The organism is Synechococcus sp. H60.2, assembly GCF_047462315.1.
In the GTDB taxonomy this organism is placed as follows: Bacteria; Cyanobacteriota; Cyanobacteriia; order Thermostichales; family Thermostichaceae; genus Thermostichus.
The window spans coordinates 1-15,216 of record NZ_JANSIZ010000005.1 but is presented as its reverse complement, the minus strand read 5'-3'; the positions used below and the strand labels follow the sequence as shown (position 1 = coordinate 15,216).

16 protein-coding genes, 1 tRNA gene and 2 pseudogenes are annotated in these 15,216 nt (G+C 59.4%); 8 read left to right on the top strand and 11 right to left on the bottom strand.

From position 1 onward, the window contains the following. Positions 1-54: 54 nt before the first annotated feature. The 5 genes and pseudogenes from NW845_RS01410 to rpsB all read right to left on the bottom strand — a co-directional run bounded on the left by NW845_RS01410 (position 55) and on the right by rpsB (position 5,851). On the bottom strand, positions 55-1,257 hold the full coding sequence (locus NW845_RS01410; RefSeq protein ID WP_414371490.1) for an AAA family ATPase: 1,203 nt from the start codon (positions 1,255-1,257) through the stop codon (positions 55-57). A 217-nt stretch (positions 1,258-1,474) separates the two neighbouring features. Then, positions 1,475-2,476, bottom strand: a complete 1,002-nt coding sequence (gene queG, locus NW845_RS01405; protein WP_414371492.1) for a tRNA epoxyqueuosine(34) reductase QueG — start codon at positions 2,474-2,476, stop codon at positions 1,475-1,477. 8 nt (positions 2,477-2,484) lie between these two features. Next, the gene (locus NW845_RS01400) at positions 2,485-3,900 is read right to left on the bottom strand and encodes an amidohydrolase (protein ID WP_414371494.1); all 1,416 of its coding nucleotides are present in this window, start codon (positions 3,898-3,900) and stop codon (positions 2,485-2,487) included. Positions 3,901-4,227: 327 nt separating this feature from the next. Beyond that, positions 4,228-4,872 (bottom strand): annotated as a pseudogene (tsf, locus tag NW845_RS01395) (translation elongation factor Ts); the annotation flags it as partial. Between the two features lie 175 nt (positions 4,873-5,047). Then, positions 5,048-5,851, bottom strand: a complete 804-nt coding sequence (rpsB, locus tag NW845_RS01390; RefSeq protein ID WP_414364901.1) for a 30S ribosomal protein S2 — start codon at positions 5,849-5,851, stop codon at positions 5,048-5,050. A 210-nt stretch (positions 5,852-6,061) separates the two neighbouring features. On the opposite strand from rpsB, the gene NW845_RS01385 reads away from it, so the two are divergent. Then, positions 6,062-6,135 (top strand) — tRNA-Pro (locus NW845_RS01385). A gap of 116 nt (positions 6,136-6,251) precedes the next feature. On the opposite strand, the gene NW845_RS01380 is transcribed toward NW845_RS01385, so the two are convergent. Both NW845_RS01380 and NW845_RS01375 read right to left on the bottom strand, forming a co-directional pair. Continuing rightward, entirely contained in the window at positions 6,252-7,007 is a 756-nt protein-coding gene (locus tag NW845_RS01380; RefSeq protein WP_414364900.1) for a 5'-methylthioadenosine/adenosylhomocysteine nucleosidase, read from the bottom strand. A 10-nt stretch (positions 7,008-7,017) separates the two neighbouring features. Next, positions 7,018-7,365 (bottom strand): (2Fe-2S)-binding protein, encoded by a 348-nt coding sequence (locus NW845_RS01375; RefSeq protein WP_414376469.1) that lies wholly within the window; start codon positions 7,363-7,365, stop codon positions 7,018-7,020. 128 nt (positions 7,366-7,493) lie between these two features. Between NW845_RS01375 and NW845_RS01370 the strand changes: the two genes are divergently transcribed. From NW845_RS01370 to nuoK, 5 genes are all read left to right on the top strand, one after another. After that, on the top strand, positions 7,494-7,958 hold the full coding sequence (locus NW845_RS01370) for a YbjN domain-containing protein (protein WP_414364896.1): 465 nt from the start codon (positions 7,494-7,496) through the stop codon (positions 7,956-7,958). 17 nt (positions 7,959-7,975) lie between these two features. Further along, a complete protein-coding gene (locus tag NW845_RS01365; protein WP_414376467.1) occupies positions 7,976-8,755 on the top strand; it encodes a lipoyl protein ligase domain-containing protein in 780 nt (259 codons plus the stop codon). A gap of 267 nt (positions 8,756-9,022) precedes the next feature. Then, the gene (locus tag NW845_RS01360) at positions 9,023-10,387 is read left to right on the top strand and encodes a TPM domain-containing protein (protein WP_414376465.1); all 1,365 of its coding nucleotides are present in this window, start codon (positions 9,023-9,025) and stop codon (positions 10,385-10,387) included. A gap of 119 nt (positions 10,388-10,506) precedes the next feature. Further along, a complete protein-coding gene (locus tag NW845_RS01355) occupies positions 10,507-11,115 on the top strand; it encodes an NADH-quinone oxidoreductase subunit J (protein WP_414376463.1) in 609 nt (202 codons plus the stop codon). Between the two features lie 78 nt (positions 11,116-11,193). After that, on the top strand, positions 11,194-11,499 hold the full coding sequence (gene nuoK, locus NW845_RS01350) for an NADH-quinone oxidoreductase subunit NuoK (protein WP_414366802.1): 306 nt from the start codon (positions 11,194-11,196) through the stop codon (positions 11,497-11,499). 222 nt (positions 11,500-11,721) lie between these two features. On the opposite strand, the gene NW845_RS01345 is transcribed toward nuoK, so the two are convergent. Beyond that, positions 11,722-12,048: a DUF5684 domain-containing protein gene (locus NW845_RS01345; RefSeq protein WP_414376462.1), complete on the bottom strand. Its 327-nt coding sequence runs from the start codon at positions 12,046-12,048 to the stop codon at positions 11,722-11,724. Between the two features lie 159 nt (positions 12,049-12,207). Continuing rightward, positions 12,208-12,708, bottom strand: a complete 501-nt coding sequence (locus NW845_RS01340) for a low molecular weight protein-tyrosine-phosphatase (protein ID WP_414364162.1) — start codon at positions 12,706-12,708, stop codon at positions 12,208-12,210. A gap of 151 nt (positions 12,709-12,859) precedes the next feature. Here NW845_RS01340 and NW845_RS01335 point away from each other — a divergent pair, with 151 nt between their 5' ends. Next, a complete protein-coding gene (locus tag NW845_RS01335; protein WP_011430466.1) occupies positions 12,860-13,108 on the top strand; it encodes a hypothetical protein in 249 nt (82 codons plus the stop codon). Between the two features lie 58 nt (positions 13,109-13,166). Next, positions 13,167-13,817, top strand: coding sequence for an ABC transporter ATP-binding protein (locus NW845_RS01330; RefSeq protein WP_414364156.1), 651 nt, complete (start codon positions 13,167-13,169; stop codon positions 13,815-13,817). Here NW845_RS01330 and NW845_RS01325 read toward each other — a convergent pair. Together NW845_RS01325 and NW845_RS01320 are read right to left on the bottom strand one after the other, a co-directional pair. Beyond that, a complete protein-coding gene (locus tag NW845_RS01325; RefSeq protein WP_414376460.1) occupies positions 13,808-14,977 on the bottom strand; it encodes a murein hydrolase activator EnvC family protein in 1,170 nt (389 codons plus the stop codon). The genes NW845_RS01330 and NW845_RS01325 overlap by 10 nt on opposite strands. Positions 14,978-15,084: 107 nt before the next feature. Then, positions 15,085-15,216 (bottom strand): annotated as a pseudogene (locus tag NW845_RS01320) (IS630 family transposase); the annotation flags it as partial.

Sequence of the window (15,216 nt, the reverse complement as noted above, 5' to 3'; positions counted from 1 at the left end):
GACCCAAATCGAAGATTGGCCCCAGCGGCTAAACCGGGTAGATGCCGACACAGCTCAAACAAAGCGGTGGGTAAACTCTTGGATCAAGTCCACCCGCCCTTTGCGCAAAACGGCCGGATCCAGGCGCTCGGTCGTGTTGCAGGTCATCAACACCACCAGCCTCTGCCTGCAGTCGAGATAATCGGGATCGAGCACGCTTTGGTGAAGGGTGCCATCCAGCAGGCTGAGGATGCGTTCGGTTTTGGTGCTCTGCTGGGCCACCTCGCTGGCTCGGTCTTGGGCGAGGTTATCGGCTTCGTTGATGATCAAGCAGACCCGCTCCAGGTAGGGGGGCGCGATGAACTCCTGTACGGCTTCGTGATCCAAGATAAACACCACATAGCCCAGGGGCACCAGCAGCTCGTGGGCCACCGCTTGCGTCCAGGCCGTTTTACCTGTACCTGGGATCCCGTGCACCAAGACCGCCAATCGCTCCTGCTGTAGAATCTGCTGTTGTACTTGATCGGTAAAGGCCTGAATTTCAGCGGGAAAAGAACTGATTGGATAGGGGCTGTAGACTTGCCCGATCCGGCTTTGGTAGCCGCTCACCATCACCGCCAGATTGTAAGTAACCTTGCGAATTAAGGGCCTGAGATCCACGCCCAGCAGGGTGTAGCGGCGACGGTTGTGATGGGTGGTCTGAACTTGCAGCCAAATCTGGTGCTCTGGCCAGAAGGCATAGGTGGTGCCCGGGCTGCTGATTTCCTCCCAACTGCTGAAACGCTCGACCGGATAGTAGAAGTAGCGCTCCATATAGAATTGCACGATCTGCGCCGGTCGCCCCAGATGCGCCAAAACTCTGAGAACGGTCATTTCCTGCAGGCGCCTTAAAACGTAATCGATGGGAATTTGATCGCGGCTCACCTGCTGCCGAATCGGCGTCTCCGTGGAGAGCTGATCTTGAAATACTGTATAGTCGGGGCCGGGCAGAGGTGGGGTGATGCTATTCCAAAACTCTTCGATCTCGTAACGGGTGTTCTCTGAAAATAAGTTGAGAAAGTTGGCCAGCGGGCTGTACTCTCTACGTCCTACCGCATTGGCAACATCGCTGCACACATCCAAAAATTTCTCGGCCAACGCCCAGGGATCCTGCATCGCCAGTTGCCAGAAATACTCGGCATCGAAATGGCGGTACAGGGGCTTCCACCCAGATTGCAGTAGGTTGTAGCTATTGGCCTGCCGGTAGCCGGGGTAATAGTCTTCGTAATCGTTATCCATGCAGGGTTAGGGTCTAAGAAGAGGGGAAACCAATAGGAGGCGCTAGGGCGTGGACGCCTGACGCTCTTCAGCCCAGCACTGGGATCCCAAAAAAGAGGATAAGACCTGTATGCTAGCTTGCGTCCCCAGCCCGGAGACAACAGCCCCACCGTTTTCCGGTGCCGGCCCAGGCCCAAGGGTAGGGATCCCCAGATCCTGTTGGAAAAGGATATCCAAATTAGGTAGAGAGGGCTTCCAAATCGTTGCTGCAGGCTGCAGAGGTGGGATGGGCTCGGAGAGCAGCTTGGGCGTTGCGGCGCAGCCGGTGGGCCTTGAGGCGGCGCAGGGCAGAGGCGGGGAAGCGGCGGTCAAACTCCTCGTCGCCGATCCGCGCCAGTTCTTGGAGATCGGGGGCAACGTTCCAAGGGTAAGGCTGAAAATCCGGGATCCGGCTGGGGCGGGCAAAGCGCTGGTTCCAAGGGCAGACCTCTTGGCAGATGTCGCAGCCGGCCACCCAATTGTGCAGGTTCTGGGCAATTTCGGCAGGGATCCGCTCAGCATGGCTCTCTAAGGTGTGGTAGGCAATGCAGCGGCGGGAATCCACCACCCCTGGGCTGACGATGGCCTGGGTGGGGCAGGCTTCCAGGCAGCGGCTGCAGGTGCCGCAGTGGGCAGTATGGGGACGGTCGGGGAGCAGGGGGAGAGTTGTCAAGATCACCCCCAGGAAAACCCAGGAGCCGTACTCGCGGGTGAGCAAGAGGCCGTTTTTGCCAATCCAGCCCAAGCCCGCCCGCATGGCCCAGGGCTTTTCCGCCACCGGGCCGGTATCCACATAGAATCGGCCTCGATAATCCGGGAACTGGGCTTGCATCCAGAGGTGGAGCTGCTTCAGCCGCCGCCCCAGCACGCGGTGGTAGTCCCGCCCCCAGGCATAGCGGGAGATTTTGCCCTTGCCCGGATCCCGACTGTGGCAGATGGGGGTGTAGTAGTTGAGGGCCACACAGACCAGAGATTGCACCCCCGGCAGCACCCGCTCTGGATCCATTCGCCGCGGATCGGCCATCCAGGCCATGTCGGCGGCCATGCCCGCCGCCAGCCAGGCCCGCAAGCCCGCCAAGTCAGGGGGATCCGCCGCACTGGCGATGCCGACCTTGTCAAAGCCCAGCGCCAGCGCCTGCTGCTTCACCTGTTCGGTAGCTCTAGCCCAGTCGGCTGCTCCTCCCACGGTCGGCCCCGGCAACTCTAGGGCTATTCTGGCAGACCCATCACCTGGCGGTAGCGGGCCTCCAGTTGTGCTGCCTGCTGCGAGCGACGGAAGGGATCCCAGTGGCTGTGCTCGAACAGCTCCTGCCGCAACTGGGCCACGTCCACCGTCGTTACCTCGCCGTTGGCCACCACCCGTTTCCCTCTAACCCAGACGCTGTGCACCACCTGGGTGGGCCGGCCCAGCACCAGCAGCCCGATGGGATCGGTACGGGGCAACAGCGACAGTTGGGTGAGATCGTAAAGCACCAGATCCGCCTGCTTGCCCACCTCCAGGGATCCCAGCTTCTCTCCCAGCCCTAGGCCAATGGCCCCACCGCGGGAGGCCATCTCGACGCTCTCGCGGGGCGAGATCCAGTGGCGGTAGTCGGGATCCGTGATGTTGTGCAGGATGGTGCCGATTTTAATGGCCTCCAAGAGATCCTGGGAGTCATTGCTGGCGGATCCATCGCAGCCAAAGGCCACATTCACCCCCGCCCGCCGGTACTTGAGGATGGGGGCGATGCCACTGCCCAGGCGTAGGTTGCTCAAGGGGTTGTGAACAACCGTAGAGCCGGTGCGGGCCAAGATCTCGATATCGGCATCGGTAAGCCAGACACAGTGGGCCAGCGAGGTTTTCCGGTCTAGGTAGCCCAAGCGCTCCAGGTGCTCGACTGCGCTGCAGCCGTATTTTTCCTGGGCCAACCTCTGCTGGGCGCGGGTTTCCAGCAGGTGGGCATGGCGGGGGAGGTCATACTTCTGGCTCAACTCTGCGCAGCCCTCAAACAGCTTGTCAGAACAGAGTTGGATGCCGGTGGGGGCCACCATCAGGGTGATGCCCTCTTCCGGGCGGTGGTACTTCTCAACCGCCTCTTCCACCAGGGCCAGCACCTCTGAGGTGCTCAGGGGATAGGCTGCCGCCCCGCCAGCGAAGGATGAACCGCCGGGCAGGCAGGTGGAGAGGGCCTGATCCTGAAGCAGGGGACCGATGAAGGCGCGGATCCCGACTTCTCGGTAGGCCCGCACCGCCGCCTCGAGGGTGGCCAGCTCCTGGCCGGGGATGAGGATGAGATGATCCACCACCGTCGTGCCGCCGCTGAGCAGGGTCTCCACCGCCGTTGCCAGCGCGCTGAGGTAGATCTTTTCCGGATCCGGCGGCGCGTACTCGTGCAGTTGCGCCAGCCACAGCTCCAGCGGGTAGGGCGGGATGATCCCTCTTTGCCACAGCTCGGAAGAATGGGTGTGGGCATTGACAAAGCCCGGCAGCAAGAGTTGGTTGCCGGCCTCCAGTTCTAGGCTGTCTGTGCCCGTTGCGGGTAACCCTTTATCGATAGCAGCAATCCGTTCCCCCTCGATGCGCACATCTGTGGTTTCGTAGCCTGTGCCGGTGCGGATCAACGCATTGCGTAGGATACAGCTCATGCCCAAGATCCAAAATGACCGCCTGTCACCCTAGCGTGTTGTAGTTGGCCGTGCCAAGGCAAAAAATAGGGAAACTCCATCCAGAAAGCCTCAACCTGCTCAGCCGGCTTGCCATGGTGGGAGAAGCAGAGTGGCACTGCTGCCGCCCACTGGGGTAAATTCAGGGATCCATCGGAAATAGAGCTATTTTTTCTTCTTGCTGGAGCCTTTTTTGGCTGGCTTGCTCTCGGCAGCCGGTTCAGGAACAACCACCTCAGTAGTAGTCTCGGCAGCAGCTTGGTCAGCGACAGGTTCTGCCCCTTGCGCTGGCTCTGCCGGCTTGAGACCGGCCTGAGCAGCCACTTCAGCGGCAAAATCCGCTTCCTGTTTCTCGATCCCTTCTCCCAAAACGAAGCGGGCAAACCGCCGCACCCGGATGTTTTCCCCTAGCTTGGCAATGTGCTGCTTCACCAATTCCTCTACGGTAATCGAGGAATCTTTAATAAAGGGCTGATCCATCAAAGACAGCTCTTTCAGGCGCTTCTCGATGCGGCCTTGCACAATCTTTTCCCGCACGTTTTCAGGCTTGCTGGCCAGATCCTCTTTGCCCATCTCGATGGCCCTTTCCCGCTCCACCACTTCGGGAGGGATCTGGTCGATGCTGACGTACTCCACACTTTGGCAGGCGGCAATCTGCTTGGCAATATCTTGCACCAGCTTCTTAAAGTCTTCGTTGCGGGCCACAAAATCCGTCTCGCAGTTCACCTCCACCAACACACCGATCCGGTTGCCGAAGTGGATGTAGCTATCGACAACCCCCTCAGCCGCGACGCGACCGGCCTTTTTGGCTGCCCCTGCCAACCCTTTCTGCCGCAGCCAGGTGATGGCTTTCTCCATATCGCCACCGGACTCTTCCAGGGCTTTTTTGCAGTCCATCATGCCTGCGCCCGTCTTTTCGCGCAGCTCTTTAACCAATTTGGCATCAATACTCATGAGGGTTCCTCAAATCTCACATCGTACAAAGAGGCAGAAAGGATGTGGCTGGATGTAGAGGATAGCCAGGAGCAGAACAAAGGATGAATCTAGATTTTAAGGATACAGTCTTCCGGAGAAAGGATGAACAGGGAGTAACTCGAACCGCACGGGATCCCTGCTCTCGTCCCAAGGGTCACTCGCCCTCGTCGGGATCCCCCTCCTCTTCATCCTCCATATCTTCCAGAATGTCATCCTCCAGATCCATGTCCATAGCCCCCTCGTAGTCGTACTCATCCTCTTCGACTGTGTCGAGCTGCCCGTGTCGCCCTTCATAGATGGCATCGGCCAGCTTGCCTACAATCAGCTTAATCGCTCGGATGGCGTCGTCGTTAGAGGGGATGAAGACATCGCTCAGGTCAGGATCGCAGTTGGTATCCAGCAGTGAGATGATTGGAATCTTGAGCTTGATACATTCCTGAACGGCGTTGGCCTCCCGCCGCTGATCGACGATGATCACCGCGTCGGGGAGCTTGCGCATGGTTTTGATGCCGCCCAAGTACTTCTCCAACTTGGCCAATTCCCGTTTTAGGCGGGCCGCTTCTTGCTTGGGCAGGCGATCCAGCAGGCCGCTGCTCTGCATCTCCTCGATTTCCTTGAGGCGGTCGATGCGGGTTTTGATGGTGGCCCAGTTGGTGAGCATGCCCCCCAGCCAGCGCTGGTTGACGTAGTAGCTGCCACAGCGGGTGGCCTCATGGGCAATGATCCCGGCGGCTTGCCGTTTGGTGCCGACAAACAGGAAACGCCACCCCTTTTCGGCCCCCTCCCGCACGTATTCATAGGCTTCGTTGAGGTAACGGGCCGTCTGCACCAGGTCGATGATGTGAATGCCGTTGCGCTCGGCGAAAATGTAGGGCCGCATCTTGGGGTTCCAGCGGCTGGCCTTGTGGCCGAAGTGTACTCCTGCCTCCAGCAGTTGAGGCAAACTGACTATGCTCATGAGTTGGTTGTCTCCTACGGGTTGGCCTCCGCCCGAACGGATCCCCGTTGGGGACACCCGGTGGCTCGGGCGTGTGGTATTTTAACAGCCTAACTAAGCTAACATGTCTTCTACAGGATCCGGCCACCAAGACCTCCCCCTTGCCGAGATCCAGTTCTAAAAGCTAGATTAGTAAAGCACCTCCAGAGATTCTCTCTGGCTTAGGTGCGTCGGGGCGTAGCGCAGCTTGGTAGCGCACCACTTTGGGGTAGTGGGGGTCGAAGGTTCAAATCCTTTCGCTCCGACTCTGGCTACATAACTGTACCGAGACCGAAAAAGGTCGCTCGTGCGGGGAAAGGGCTGGGGCTCTGCCTCGTTCTAAGATCCTCTGCTGCTGGGGGAGCTGGACGAGGCAGCAGGCTTAGGAGGAGAGGTGGGGTAAGCTTTGCAAGACAGTGTGGACAACGGCTGCTGAATTTAGCGCCGCCACCTGAAAAAAACTGAGGAAGTCGGTTTCATCCCCCGCGTCGCTGACCGAGCGCACCAGCAGACAAGGGATCCCGGCCTCTTGAGCCACCCGCACCACGGCTGCCCCTTCCATCTCCACCACCAGTGCCCCGGTGCGCTCGCGAATTTGGCGGCGCAGCTCGGCGTCGGCTACGAACACGTCGCCGGTGGCCACCAGGCCTTGGTGGATGACCGGCTGCCGTCCGTGTAGGGAGTGAAGAGGGATCCGCTCCGATTGGGCCACGACTAAGTCGTAGAAGGCGCTATCGGCTTCTGCCAGAGGGTAGCGCAGTTCAGGGATGAAGTCGATCCCTAAGACAAAGCCCTCAGGGCGTCCTGTGCCGAAATCGTGCTCGATGGCAGCATGGGCCAGCACCACATCCCCCATCTGGAGGTGATCGGCTAAGGAGCCGGCCACGCCAGTAAAGATGATGCCCCGCAAAGGAAAATGGGTCACCAGCAGAGCTGCCGTGGTTGCTGCCCGTACCTTACCTACCCCCCCTTGAACCACCACCACCGGTTGGCCAGCCAGGGATCCCTGATGGAACTGCCGCCCCAGGTGGTGATGAATGGAGCGAGTTTCCATCGCTTCGGCAAGCATGGCCACTTCTTCCGGCAGAGCTCCCAAAATGCCAACAGCCTTCGGGGGGGAGTGGGATGGAGATGCCATAGCGCTTTCCTCAGGTTTGAGAGGCCGTAGGGATCCGCTGCCCCCACATGCCTGGCCATTTGGTGACCTTCAGATCTCCCACCACCTGTACTTGACAGGCCAAGCGCAGCCCGTTGCTGCTCTGCGCCGCCGAGGTGGATGGGGGTTGATGGGGTGGCAAAGATAGACGGGCCCGTTCTCGCCAGCCCATGGGGGAGACAGCCCCTTCGATCTGTACGGCACAGGTGCCCAGACCGCGGCAGTTGAGGACATGAGCCGGTGGGTTGTAGAGGAGGATCCCGGCCTGCAGCAGCACCTGGCGCAGGTTGGTGCCCACCTCACAGACGAGGGTGCGTCCTTGCACTTGAATCTGGGGCATCAGCCGCTTTCCCAACGTCGAACAGCTCCATTCTGGCCCAAGCCGGATCCCGAGAGAGAGGCGACCGACTAGGTCGGGGTGCTAGGCAGTATAGTTAAGGTGGTTGGACAGGGAGTAGGGGAAAGATCATGGCCTACAGCGAGCCGCTCGTTGACCGTTCTCCAGAGGTTTTTTCGGTGTTGGAGGAACCTGTTCGCTATGTTGAGATCGTCTCGGCGGTGGTTTCCAGCCTCAAGGAGGATGCCGCCTATGAGAACCACGAGCAGGGGCACACCTGGAAATTCACCTACGGCAGCGTGGAAGTGTTCGTCCACCTGAGCGGCGAATCCCCCGAAGATACCCTGTTGGTCTGGTCTCCCGTTCTCTCTCTGCCGGTGGCAGAGCCGGCTAAGCTCATGCAGAAGCTGCTGGAGAAAAATTGGAGCGACACTCTGGAAGCGCGCTTTTGCATCTGGAACAACCAAGTGGTACTCAACCACCACCGCACCCTGGAAGGGATCAGCGCCGGCGAGATCTCGCGCGCCATCACCCTTGTGGCCAGCTTGGCCGATGAGTACGATGAGCAGCTCCAGGCTGAGTTTCCCAAAGCTTGAGCCGCGGCGCGATCAGGATGGGATCCCCAGGCTACTGGCTGCCCTATTGCGTAGCCGCCGGCACCTGGCAAATGGAGCAAGATACCTGGCTTTTGCAGCGGCTGCGCCACGCCCCTAGACCCTATTTGCGCTTTTACGGCTGGGATCGGCTTACCCTCTCGCTGGGACGGCACCAGGCCTGGCCGGATCCAGCGCCAGGGATTCCGGTGGTGCGCCGTCCCACTGGCGGAAGAGCGGTCTTACACCAGGCGGCTGAAGATGGAGCAGAGCTCACCTACAGCCTGGTGCTGCCCCTGTCTTACCTCCAAGCTCGGCTGCCCCGTTTGCAGCGGGCCTCGGTGTACGACTTCTGCTGCCGCTTTTGGGTAAAGGGGCTGGCAGAACTGGGCGTTGAGGTGGATCCAATCCTCGCTCACAACCGAACCCATGGCCAGAACCGCCCAACCCTAGATTCGGGCTACCGCAACAAAACCAGTTGCTTTGCTGCCCGTACCCGCGCCGATCTCAGCTGGGGAGGCAAAAAGCTGATGGGCAACGCCCAACTGTGGCAACCCTGGGGGATCCTGCAACAGGGATCCCTGCTGTTGCGGCCCAATTTCGAGCTGTGGGAACGATACCTGCCCGGCTCGCAGGTGATTGGCCTGTACGACCTTTGCCCCACAGCGCCGGGGATCCCTGCTTTGATGGAACATTTTCTCCAAATGGCCCAGGAGTGCTTTGAGGTGGAATGGCAAGAAGAAACCTGGCCGGATCCGCTTCACTGGGAGGATCCGGCAGGGATAGCTGACCCTGAGTGATAGAGAACGGCAAGATCCACTTCCCCCCTCTCCCTCTGGGAGAGGGGCTAGGGGTGAGGGGGTGTTCGTCTCATTGGTATTCGGGATAACTTTGGAAGTGGTTGCGTTCTTGACACTCCCACCGCCTAAAGGGGGGGATTCTTACGCAGTCCACAAACGAGCCCGTAAAGGCACTGTCAAGACGCCTCTAGACAGTTCCGTGTTGCAGATGCATCTCCATCCAAAGGGGCTGTGCTAAAACCAAGGCAGCGCTCAGCCAGGTGAGCCATGCCAAAAGTTTGGGCGGCAGTCTTGCTCAGTGTATCGCTGTGGCTCCCGCAGCCCGCTTGGGCCATTACCCTCGAACAAGTGCCCAACCCCCGCCGCCAGTATGGAGGATGGGTTTCCGACACCGCCGACATCCTCAGCAGCAGCACTGAAAACGAGCTCAACCGTCTCCTTACCCAGCTCGAGCAGCGTACCACTGCCGAGATGGCGGTGGTGACGGTACCCAATACTCAGGGATATGCCACGCCGAAAGCGTTCACCACGCAGCTATTTAACTACTGGGGCATTGGCAAGGCCGGTCGCAACAACGGCGTGTTGTTTCTCATCTCGGTGGGGGATCGGCGGGTGGAAATTGAGACTGGCAGGGGTTTGGCCACCATCCTTCCCAACAGCCGCGTTCAGCAGATTATCGACCAGCACATTCTACCCAAATTTCGCAATAGGGATTTCGATGGCGGCACCTTGGCAGGAGTACGGCAGTTAACTGCAGTGCTGCAGGGGCAGCCAGTTGCCGAGGTTCAAGCTTCCTCTGCGCTTTCCCCTGCAGCCGTTCCTCGAGCAGATGGAGGGGAAGCCTTGGCCGTTGCTCAAGGCTTGCTGGAAGGGAGCCTACTGCTGCTGGGGATCCTGCTCCTAGGGCTGGGGTGGCGGCGCTCCCGCCTGCCGGTCTATCTCAAGGCCGAGCGGGGAGGAGCGAAAGTCCTGTCGCTAACACGCCGAGAGCAGGGGACAACGGCTGCCTTCTCTTCGCTCCAGAGCGCCCCCATTCGCCGGCTTCTCTATCCCGGTTCCCTCTGCCTTGGTCTCTTCCTGATGTCGGTCAGCGGTAACTGGCTGGTACTGGTGCTGCCCTTCCTGGCAGTTGTGACCACCGACGGCATCTTGGGCTCGAAGCGTGGGATCCCGTTTCAGCCGGTGGTGTGTCAAAGCTGCGGTCGGCCCCTGCGCCCCATCCAGCCGCAAGTTCTGGATAAGCAACTTCCCCCAGCGCATCGCCTGGCCAAAAGCCAGCGCAGAGCCCGCTACTACGGCTGGTTTTGCCCCGCCTGTCAGGGGATGGCCGTGGTCGTGCGCGAAGGCACCTCCTGTCGCCACCTTTATTGCCCCCGGTGTCAAGCCCTTACCCTTGACCTCACTACCCAAATTCTCCAGGAAGCAACCTATTCCTCCAGCGGTTTGAAGTTGGAGATCCTAACCTGCCCGATTTGCCAGTACCGTAGCGAGAGAACAGTGGTGATCCCGCCACTTAGGGACAGTGACTCCGAGAGGGATTCTGGAAGTACCTCTGATAGCTCTGATAGAGACTCTGATAGAGATTTCGGGGGCGGCAGCAGTGACGGCGGCGGAGCAGGCGGCAGTTGGTGAGACCCAACTCTAGAGATTTCTCTATCGATTGAACAAGGGGGTTGGGCTTCTCTTAAATCCGCCGGGACAGTACAGTGGTAAGGGAGCAGCGATAGCGATTTGTTAAGGACGAAGATCCCATGACCCTTGCAGAAGGCGTGCAACTGGTTACCTTTGGGGTGCTCTCGGCGATGGCCATTGGCTTTGCCCTAGGAGTGGTTTGGGCCCCTAACATCGTCTATTCCGGCTTTCTCTTGGGGGGCGTTTTCCTGAGCATGGCTGGGCTGTACCTCCTCTTGAATGCCGATTTTGTGGCTGCCGCTCAAGTGTTGATCTACGTCGGCGCTGTCAACGTACTGATCCTGTTTGCCATCATGCTGGTGAACCGGCGCTACACCTTTGCTCCTCTGAAACTGGGCTGGCTGCGCAATGGAGTGACGGCGGTGGTGTCTTTGGGTCTGTTTGCCCTGCTCACCGTGATGGCGTTCAACACCCCTTGGCCTCTGCAGGCGATCCAGCCTCTAAGCAGTGCTCTGGTGATTGGCGGGCATTTCTTTAGCGATTATCTGTTGCCGTTTGAACTGGCTTCTGTTTTGCTGCTGATGGCGTTGATCGGGGCCATTGTCGTGGCGCGTCGAGAGTCTGTTGCTCCCGAAGCCGGAGAAGGCGATCTGAGTTTGCTGGAGCGAGCCCGACCCCAGCTTGAAGCCGAGTCAGAACGGCGAGCAGAGTTGGTAAGCACCCGTTAAACCCGATTGCTTCGGACGTACAGCCCAGAGTTTTCCTGGTACCCCTCTCATCTGTATCCACTGGAGCCTCTTGCGATGTTGCAACTGCAGTTTTTTTTGGTGGTGGCGGCAGTTCTTTTTTGCATCGGCATCTACGGCTTGATCGTCAGTCGCAACGCCATTCGAGTGTTGATGTCGATTGAGCTGATGCTCAACGCGGTGAACCTCAACTTTATGGCCTTCTCCAACTTTGTTGACTCCAGCTTGATTCGCGGCCAGGTGTTTTCCGTGTTCGTCATCACCGTGGCGGCTGCCGAGGCGGCAGTGGGCTTGGCCATTGTGTTGGGGATCTACCGCAACCGGGCCACCATCGACATGGAGAGCTTCAACCTGCTCAAGTGGTAGCTCTTTTCCCAGAAAAACAAGGAGAGCGCTGCCAGAGGCTCCCCTTCTTGGCAGAGAGCTGTGGCAGCTTCATCTTTCTAGTGGCAACAACTCAACTCGGGAGCCGGCTGAAGTAAGCACCCAGTTAACGCTCGCTATCGGGAAAGTAAAGTGCCAGAGCTAGCTGCTGGCAGGCTGGTCACGGCCGCCTGGGGCGATCGACAGCAAGGACGCTCGGTGAGTCTACGTGAAGGCCAGAACGCTCATATAAGCCAAGGCCCCCACTAGAGGCAAGAAGATTAACAGCCCCAGCCATCGAGATTTGTTGAGCCGGGGCGGGATGGCAAAGATTACCCAGATGAAGAAAATTAGGTTGACTAAGGGAATAAAAAGGAGGAGAACCCACCAGCCTGGCTTGCCAGCAGCCCTGCACATTACCCAAGCGTTCCCAATCGGGATCCAGGCCAACCAGGCATTGGGTACACTCAGCTTTTGTCCAATCACCATCAAGGTGTAGCTAAAAAAGGCATAAAAGACAATCCCAACCAAGACTAGAAAGAGCTGATCCATCCTCGCCCCCCTACCCTTTGCCAATGGTTACCAGCAGCACGTTTCTGTAGATGTTCTGCCAGGGCTGCTGGGGCCTACTTGGAAACCCAGGCTTAGGCTAACCAGAAGGGATCCGTCCGCCAGGCGGATTTCAGCAAAACTATAGAATTGAGCGAGAATTTAGGTGCGGCTGGGCAGCGGCGGGCATTGGATCCCGGGGATCAAGGATTCCAGCAGGCCGCTGCAGGCATCCCAGAGCAGCTCGATCACGTAGTGAAACCCAGCCTCGCCCCCGTAGTAGGGATCTGGAACTTCTTCATCGGTGTGAGAACGACAGTAGCTACAAATGAGGCGCACCTTGTCGGCATATCTTCTCTGGGGATCGAGGCTGAGGATATCGCGATAATTTTGCCGATCCATAGCCAGGATCAGGTCGAACTCCCGCAGATCCAAAGGATGAATTTGCCGGGCTTGGCCGTGCAGCTCCAGTCCATAGCGCTGGGCAACTTGTTGCATGCGGCGATCTGGGGGACTGCCGATGTGATAGGCGGCTGTACCTGCCGAATCGCAGAGAATGTCCCCCTCATGACCGCTGCTCTGCAGCAGGTAGTTGGTGATCCCTTCGGCAGCGGGAGAACGGCAGATGTTGCCCAGGCACACAAACAGCAGCTTTTGGCTCATGGATCCCTCGCCGGCAGTGAACATTTCTCCCCGCATTATCTGCGTTTTGCGGCCTAGAGTACAGAAGCAGGCGAGAGGGGATAGGGCCCTCAGGCGGCAGCGGGACAGATTCTTGGCCAGAATGGAGCTAGTTCCCCTGGTGAGATGTCTTATGCCAGATGCCACCCGCTACCCGCACCCGCAGGATGTGGCCAACCTCATTCTCTACTTGCAGACGGAGCTGGCTCTGTTTGAACAATGGGCCGCTCAAGAAGGGATCCCGTCTGCGGCTCTGCGCCCCATCGAGCGCTCCCAAGAGGCTTTGCGGCGAGCTGTAGATCAACTGGAGCTGCGAGAGTGGTACCGCGAACTCACCTATGGCTTCCGGGATCAGTTGGGGCGCCTAGAAGAGTGGTTGTAGCTGTCCGGCAGAGCTTTCCAGTGCCAAAATAACGACAACTCTCCCAGCACCGCCGCTTATGTTGCAGGTTCAGGATCTCTGCTACCACCCGGCAACCCTCTCTCAGCCAATTCTCCGGGATCTCTCCTTTGAGCTAGGCCTGAACCAGTTGGGGCTGATCGTGGGCAAAAGTGGGGCCGGCAAAAGCACCCTGCTGGAAATTTTGGCTGGCTTGGCGCGGCCCACGCGCGGGCGGATTGCCTGGGGAGGAACAGAGCTCTCTCCTCAGCAACTGCGCAGCATGGCGGGGCTGGTGTTTCAGTTCCCGGAGCGCCACTTTTGTGGCTTGACGGTGCTAGAGGAAATGCGCTTCGGCCACCCGGAGCTGCAGCAAAAGGAGATTGAAAACGTTCTCCAACAGGTGGGATTGGCAGGGATCCCTCTGTGCACCTCCCCCAACCATCTCAGCGGCGGACAGCAGCGGCGCTTGGCCCTGGCGGTACAGCTCATTCGCGGCCCGTTTCTGCTGCTGCTGGACGAGCCGACGGCGGGGCTGGACTGGTCAGTGCGGCAGCAGTTGATTGAGCTGCTGGCCCGCCTGAAATCCACCTGGACGGTGTTGGTGGTTTCCCACGACCCCGAGGAGCTGTCCTCCATTGCCGATGTGCGGTGGATCTTGCAGGCGGGATCCCTGCAGCCGTTGCCGGCAGATGCGCTGCTTCACAAGTAGCGGCGGGGATCGACCGGCTGGCCGTTGACCCGCACCTCGAAGTGAACATGAGGCCCGGTGGAGAGACCGGTGGAGCCGGCAGCGGCAATGACCTGCCCCCGCTGTACCTGCTGGCCCACCCCGACGGCGACGCGGCTGTTGTGGGCGTACAGGGTGGTGATGCCGCCGCCGTGGTTGACGATGACTGTGTAGCCGTAGCCGCCGTACCAACCGGCGTAGATGACCGTGCCCCGGTCTGCAGCCCTCACCGGAGTGCCGGTGGGCACACCGAAGTCGATTCCCGCATGGAAGCGGCGGCTGCGATAGATGGGGTGAACCCGCCAGCCGAAGCCGCTGGTGATCGGCCCGCGCACCGGTGGGATCAACCGACCCGTGCCCTGAACCGGATCCCTGCCCCCCCGCTGCTGAGCCTGCTGGGCGATCAGTTGCTGGATGAGGATGGTCAACTGTTGGGAATCGGCTTCCAAGCGCCGTTGGGCTGCTTCATAGGCGGCGCGCTCGTTGGCCAGTCGGCCCACCAGTTGCTCTTGAGCGGCAGCCTGCTGCTGCAGTTGGTTTTTCTGGGCCGCCAGCTCCTGCAAGATCAAGGAAATCTCGTTGCGCTGCGCCTCCAAGGCAATCCGCTGCTGATCCACCTCCTTTGCCATCGCCTGCAGCTCTTGGATCAACTGCCGGTCGGCTTCGATTAGCAACTGCAACTGGTGGCGGCGATCGAAAAACTCGTTCAGGTCACGACTGGTGAGCAGCAAAGCCCACCAATGTTCTGCCCCCTGCCGCTGCATGTAGCGCAAGCGGGCGGCCGTGCCCTGCTGCTGCCGTCGCAGGCGGTCTTCCAGCTCTTTAAGCTCCTTCTGCGCTTGCTCTAGCGCCCTCTGGGCCTGTTCTAGACGGTATTGGTTGTCGCGCAGGCTGGCTTCCGTCTGTTGGATGTTTTGCCGCAGGGATCCCATGCGGCGGCGGGCTTCTTCTTCCGCTTGGCGCAGCTCTCCCAGGCGGCGTTGGGTGCCCTGGATTTGTTGCTGGATCTGCTGCTGTCGCTGTTGCAGTTGGTAGACATTCTGCGCCTGAGATGGGGCAACCCCCCAGAAACTGCCCAACAGCAAGAGAGCGAGCCAACCGACCACCACCCATGCCTTCAGGCTGCGTATCCCAAGACTCATCACTCCCCACACCCTCGGCAACCAACCTACCGACCCTAAGAATACAAAGATTTGCAAGGCCTGATCGAGCCCAATCTGGCTATTGCCCGGTACAGCCTGTTAAGGAATCAAGGGGTACAGTAGCAACACTTAGCAAACCAACTTCGGAAGCAGGATGGATTAATCAGGAGTAAAGAAGTCTGCACTATCTGCTCCATGCTATACTTCCCAACTCTGGAAAACTGTCGAATAAAATGCTT

Excerpts from the sequence above, each read along its gene's own strand:
- NW845_RS01410 (WP_414371490.1), bottom strand. The coding sequence starts at position 1,257 with ATGGATAACGATTACGAAGACTATTACCCCGGCTACCGGCAGGCCAAT.
- NW845_RS01400 (WP_414371494.1), bottom strand. The coding sequence starts at position 3,900 with ATGAGCTGTATCCTACGCAATGCGTTGATCCGCACCGGCACAGGCTAC.
- rpsB (WP_414364901.1), bottom strand. The coding sequence starts at position 5,851 with ATGAGCATAGTCAGTTTGCCTCAACTGCTGGAGGCAGGAGTACACTTC.
- NW845_RS01380 (WP_414364900.1), bottom strand. The coding sequence starts at position 7,007 with ATGGCATCTCCATCCCACTCCCCCCCGAAGGCTGTTGGCATTTTGGGA.
- NW845_RS01375 (WP_414376469.1), bottom strand. The coding sequence starts at position 7,365 with ATGCCCCAGATTCAAGTGCAAGGACGCACCCTCGTCTGTGAGGTGGGC.
- NW845_RS01370 (WP_414364896.1), top strand. The coding sequence starts at position 7,494 with ATGGCCTACAGCGAGCCGCTCGTTGACCGTTCTCCAGAGGTTTTTTCG.
- NW845_RS01365 (WP_414376467.1), top strand. The coding sequence starts at position 7,976 with ATGGGATCCCCAGGCTACTGGCTGCCCTATTGCGTAGCCGCCGGCACC.
- NW845_RS01360 (WP_414376465.1), top strand. The coding sequence starts at position 9,023 with ATGCCAAAAGTTTGGGCGGCAGTCTTGCTCAGTGTATCGCTGTGGCTC.
- NW845_RS01355 (WP_414376463.1), top strand. The coding sequence starts at position 10,507 with ATGACCCTTGCAGAAGGCGTGCAACTGGTTACCTTTGGGGTGCTCTCG.
- NW845_RS01345 (WP_414376462.1), bottom strand. The coding sequence starts at position 12,048 with ATGGATCAGCTCTTTCTAGTCTTGGTTGGGATTGTCTTTTATGCCTTT.
- NW845_RS01340 (WP_414364162.1), bottom strand. The coding sequence starts at position 12,708 with ATGAGCCAAAAGCTGCTGTTTGTGTGCCTGGGCAACATCTGCCGTTCT.
- NW845_RS01335 (WP_011430466.1), top strand. The coding sequence starts at position 12,860 with ATGCCAGATGCCACCCGCTACCCGCACCCGCAGGATGTGGCCAACCTC.
- NW845_RS01330 (WP_414364156.1), top strand. The coding sequence starts at position 13,167 with ATGTTGCAGGTTCAGGATCTCTGCTACCACCCGGCAACCCTCTCTCAG.
- NW845_RS01325 (WP_414376460.1), bottom strand. The coding sequence starts at position 14,977 with ATGAGTCTTGGGATACGCAGCCTGAAGGCATGGGTGGTGGTCGGTTGG.